Source organism: Lascolabacillus sp. (assembly GCF_028696275.1).
Lineage (GTDB): Bacteria > Bacteroidota > Bacteroidia > Bacteroidales > Dysgonomonadaceae > Proteiniphilum > Proteiniphilum massiliensis.
Window position 1 is genome coordinate 1 of sequence record NZ_JAQVHI010000062.1, and the last position, 4,582, is coordinate 4,582.

The 4,582-nt window shown below is 34.4% G+C and carries 5 protein-coding genes, 1 tRNA gene and 1 rRNA gene; 4 read left to right on the forward strand and 3 right to left on the reverse strand.

The genetic code is table 11. The annotated features are described in order from the left end of the window. On the forward strand, positions 1-203 hold a 203-nt coding region (locus PHO43_RS09700; protein ID WP_288012121.1), incomplete at its 5' end, for a hypothetical protein. A gap of 44 nt (positions 204-247) precedes the next feature. Here PHO43_RS09700 and PHO43_RS09705 read toward each other — a convergent pair. Together PHO43_RS09705 and ahcY are read right to left on the reverse strand one after the other, a co-directional pair. Continuing rightward, positions 248-320 (reverse strand) — tRNA-Lys (locus PHO43_RS09705). Positions 321-522: 202 nt separating this feature from the next. Then, positions 523-1,941, reverse strand: coding sequence for an adenosylhomocysteinase (gene ahcY, locus PHO43_RS09710; protein ID WP_053826368.1), 1,419 nt, complete (start codon positions 1,939-1,941; stop codon positions 523-525). 583 nt (positions 1,942-2,524) lie between these two features. On the opposite strand from ahcY, the gene PHO43_RS09720 reads away from it, so the two are divergent. From PHO43_RS09720 to PHO43_RS09730, 3 genes are all read left to right on the forward strand, one after another. Next, on the forward strand, positions 2,525-3,373 hold the full coding sequence (locus PHO43_RS09720) for a bifunctional methionine sulfoxide reductase B/A protein (RefSeq protein WP_053826410.1): 849 nt from the start codon (positions 2,525-2,527) through the stop codon (positions 3,371-3,373). Between the two features lie 104 nt (positions 3,374-3,477). After that, a complete protein-coding gene (locus PHO43_RS09725) occupies positions 3,478-3,963 on the forward strand; it encodes a BON domain-containing protein (RefSeq protein WP_053826370.1) in 486 nt (161 codons plus the stop codon). Positions 3,964-3,970: 7 nt separating this feature from the next. Then, positions 3,971-4,381, forward strand: coding sequence for an SH3 domain-containing protein (locus PHO43_RS09730; protein WP_053826371.1), 411 nt, complete (start codon positions 3,971-3,973; stop codon positions 4,379-4,381). 129 nt (positions 4,382-4,510) lie between these two features. Here PHO43_RS09730 and rrf read toward each other — a convergent pair. Further along, positions 4,511-4,582: ribosomal RNA gene (gene rrf / locus PHO43_RS09830) — 5S ribosomal RNA — on the reverse strand; the annotation flags it as partial.

The window sequence follows — 4,582 nt, forward strand, 5'->3', positions numbered from 1 at the left end:
AGGTTTTGATGGACTTTGCAATCTTCGCTATCGCGTTTAACCTCGGAAAACTACACTTGAAGGGATTAGCCGATAAAGAAATACTCTGTTTTTTGGAGAAATATGGGCAAAAAGGAGATATTATTCTATTTTTTATAAAAATAGAGATCAACTCTAAAAGTTTCTCATCAATTAATAACAACAATCAGAAAATAGCAGCATAAAAAATTAAAAAAGGAGCTGTCCTTTTGGAACAGCCCCTTGTCAGTGATCCGCCTGGGGCTCGAACCCAGGACCCCATCCTTAAAAGGGATGTGCTCTACCTGCTGAGCTAGCGAATCGCCCTGATGCTTTCTTTCAAAAGCGAGTGCAAAGATAAAAGCTTTATTTTTAATTTGCAACCCTTTTCGCGTTTAAATTGCTCTTTTTTTAACTTAAAATATTTAGTAGTCTAATTATTAGAAAGATATAAACAATTTATTTTTTACATTCATACACTGTTACTAATAGATAAAACTAAATATAAGTTTTAAAAAAAGAGTATCAATACCTGTAGTGTTCCGGCTTATATGGACCATCAACGGATACACCTATATAATTAGCCTGTTTCTCTGTTAAGACAGTTAATTTAACCCCTATTTGTTCCAGATGGAGTCTGGCAACTTCTTCATCCAGATGCTTTGGAAGACGATATACTCCAACTTCATAGTTATTTTTCCAAAGCTCAATTTGAGCTAAAGTCTGATTTGAAAATGAATTACTCATTACAAAAGATGGGTGACCTGTAGCACAACCAAGATTAACTAATCTACCTTCTGCAAGTAGAAACAGGGAATTTCCTTCGGGAAAAGTATATTTGTCAACCTGAGGTTTAATATTTATATGTTCTATACCTGGATAGTTTACTAAAGCATCAACTTGAATCTCGTTATCAAAGTGTCCAATATTACATACTATAGCCTGATCTTTCATCTGCTTCATATGTTCTATTGTGATAACATCACAATTACCTGTCGTTGTGACGAAGATATTACCCTCTTTAACGGCTTCTTCCATTGTTGTAACCTCAAACCCTTCCATAGCTGCCTGAAGGGCGCAAATAGGATCTATTTCGGTCACAATAACCCTTGCGCCATAAGAGCGCATAGAATGTGCACAACCTTTACCAACATCACCATAGCCAAGGACCACCACAACTTTTCCTGCTATCATCACATCTGTTGCTCTTTTGATACCATCTGCAAGAGATTCACGGCAACCATAAAGATTATCAAACTTTGATTTAGTAACAGAGTCATTAACATTAATTGCTGGAACTAGTAATTCACCCTTTTCCATCATCTGATAAAGTCTGTGTACTCCAGTTGTAGTTTCTTCAGAAATACCTTTCATTTCTGCAATTGTCCGATGCCATCTTAGATTATCTTCACTCAAAATTCGCTTCAAAGTATCAAGAATAATCTGCTCCTCACGATTACTTCCCTTTCTTTCAATAACTGAAGAATCATTCTCGGCCTGATAACCTAAATGTACTAGCAGAGAAGCATCACCACCATCATCAACAATTAAATTTGGTCCTTTACCATCTGGAAATCTAAGAGCCATTTCCGTACACCACCAATACTCTTCAAGAGTTTCTCCTTTCCAAGCAAAAACCGGTACACCTGCTGCTGCAATAGCTGCGGCTGCATGGTCTTGTGTAGAAAAAATATTACAGCTAGCCCAGCGTACATCGGCTCCTAGTTCAACTAAAGTTTCAATAAGAACCGCAGTCTGTATAGTCATATGAAGTGATCCCATTATACGAGCTCCTTTCAATGGTTTTTCAGATGTATACTTCTTTCGAATAGCCATCAAGCCGGGCATTTCATGCTCTGCAATTTCTATCTCTTTACGTCCAAATTCTGCTAATGATATATCTGCAACCTTGTATGGTAGATCAGAAGAAAAATCCTTATTCATTTTGATTATAATTTATTTATCGATTTTTAAGTATGCAAAGGTACTAAATTTATAGATTGTTTCTACCTTTGACTTTAAAGAAAGCAATTGAAAGAGTAAGACTTAATGAAAATTATATATTCAAATTATCTGCCTTTTAATAGATTTAAAGCTATTAATTTATTCGGAATTGTATTTGCGCGAAGGCAATATTTCCCTTTAGATAAGCGCGCAATTAATCATGAATATATTCATACGCGACAGATGTTTGAACTTTTTATCGTTGGGTTTTACATCTGGTACATTTTAGAATGGTTGTATAAATTAATTATTTATAAAGACAGACTTATGGCCTATAAGAAAATAAGCTTTGAAAAAGAGGCATATATCAATGATATAAACCTGGATTATTTAAGAGAAAGAAAGCTGTTTTCTTTTATTAAGTATTTGTGATATGCAAGAATATCCAACAAACTAATAACATTTAAGGAGCATGAAAAAAATATATATTACAATAATAATTTTAAGCATAGTATTATTCAATATGTGTGCTCAAAACAATAAGCAAGATAAACAAATGGTTCAAATAAATCACGCAACAACTATGAAATTCAATAAACTAACTCCAGAAGAAGAAAGAGTGATAATTTACAAAGGTACTGAAGTTCCATTTACAGGAGAGTTGCTAAATAACAACGAAAAAGGTATCTATGTTTGTAAAAGATGCGATACCCCACTATATAGATCCGAAGATAAATTCGATGGTCATTGTGGATGGCCATCTTTTGATGACGAGATTGAAGGAGCAGTTAAAAGAGTTAGAGATGCTGATGGACGCCGCACTGAAATTATTTGTAATACATGTGGTGCACATCTGGGACATGTTTTTCTTGGTGAAGGATTTACTCCGAAACAAACTCGCCACTGCGTTAATTCTATCTCTATGAAATTTATTCCAGAAGGAGAAGAAAATGATGTAACTGCTTATTTTGCATCAGGTTGTTTTTGGGGTACTGAATATTTCTTTATGAAAGCACCTGGAGTTAAGGAAACTACCGTTGGTTTTATGGGTGGTCATGTAGATAATCCAACATATGAACAGGTTTGTCAGAAAAATACTGGACATCTTGAAACAACTGAAGTAGTTTATGACCCCAGGGTAACTAATTATGAAGAAATGATTAAATTGTTTTTCGAAACACATGATTTCACTCAAACAAATGGACAAGGTCCAGATATCGGACCACAATATCTTTCTTGTATATTCTATTCTAATTCTATAGAAAAAGCAATTGCAGAAAGATATATAAACCTGCTCACATCTAAGGGTTATAGGGTAGCTACAATGCTTAAACCTGCTTCAACATTCTGGTCAGCTGAAAATTATCATCAAGAGTATTATGAAAATAAAGGAGGTACTCCTTATTGCCATAAATACACTAAAATATTCTGAAACGGTTGTAATAGTAATAATTTCTATAAACTTTTTTAAAAGCGTAAGTGTTTTATATATATCGTATTAAAACAAATAATATGATTAACTAAAAACTGGAAATTATGAAATTATTACGTTCATTATCAATTCTAACTCTGATACTCACACTAGGATTAGGTGCAGTATCATGTAACAATGTTAATGATGCAGACATCCAACAAGCTGCTCAAGAAGCATTGAATGCAAATCCTGATTTAACAGGAGTAATGGTAACCGTTCAAAATAAAGTGGCTACTCTTACCGGAACCGTTCAAGACGAGGCCACAAGAGCATACGCTGAAAGCGCTGTTTCGGGAGTAGAAAATGTTGTATCTGTTATCAACCAGATAGTTGTTATACCACCAGCACCTGATTTCTCAGCACTTGATAGTGCTATTAATGCATCTCTAGCTGATGCGCTTAAAGATCATCCTAAAATTTCTGCTACCGTTCAGGATGGTATAATTACTATAAATGGTGAAATCAAACAATCGGAACTTCCAGTATTGATGGAAAAACTTAATGCTTTGAATCCACAACAAATTATTAATAATGCAACCATAAATTAATAATGATATGACATTAACTGAAAAATACAAAGAACTAGTCGACGTTGCACTTAATAATAACTTATCTGTTAACGATACTGGTAAGGTTTTAAGGATCGAGGGTGAAGTAGCAACTGCAAGTATCAAAAACAAGTTGTGGGAAATTTATCAACATATAGATCCACAATTTAAAAATAATGATGTAATACTAAATGTAAAAAGTAAAATTAGCGCAGGCGACAAAGTAAAGGTGGTAACCAGAGAAAGCAGGCTAAATATTCGTCAAGGTCCTGGAACCGATCAACCCATAGTAGGTAAAGCAGAAAAAGGAGATATTATTACGTTAATAAGCAAAACTAATGATCAATGGTGGCTGGTACGTGATAATGACGGTGAAGAAGGATACTGTTATTCTCAGTATCTAGAACCCATAAACTAATCTTTTCAACCTTATCTTATTAGTCATAATTCTTACAGGAGGAAAATTTATATATTTCTTCCTGTATTTTTTTCGTATCTATACAAAAAAATCCCGATTGGAAATTCATCCAACCGGGACATTTATAAAGAACGGCGGCTACCTACTCTCCCACAAAATCTGCAGTACCATCGGCGCTATTGGGCTTAACTTCTCTGTTCG

Bases quoted from the DNA above. Each gene is read 5' to 3' on its own strand.
- PHO43_RS09720 (WP_053826410.1), top strand. From the start codon at position 2,525: ATGAAATTCAATAAACTAACTCCAGAAGAAGAAAGAGTGATAATTTAC.
- ahcY (WP_053826368.1), bottom strand. From the start codon at position 1,941: ATGAATAAGGATTTTTCTTCTGATCTACCATACAAGGTTGCAGATATA.
- PHO43_RS09725 (WP_053826370.1), top strand. From the start codon at position 3,478: ATGAAATTATTACGTTCATTATCAATTCTAACTCTGATACTCACACTA.
- PHO43_RS09730 (WP_053826371.1), top strand. From the start codon at position 3,971: ATGACATTAACTGAAAAATACAAAGAACTAGTCGACGTTGCACTTAAT.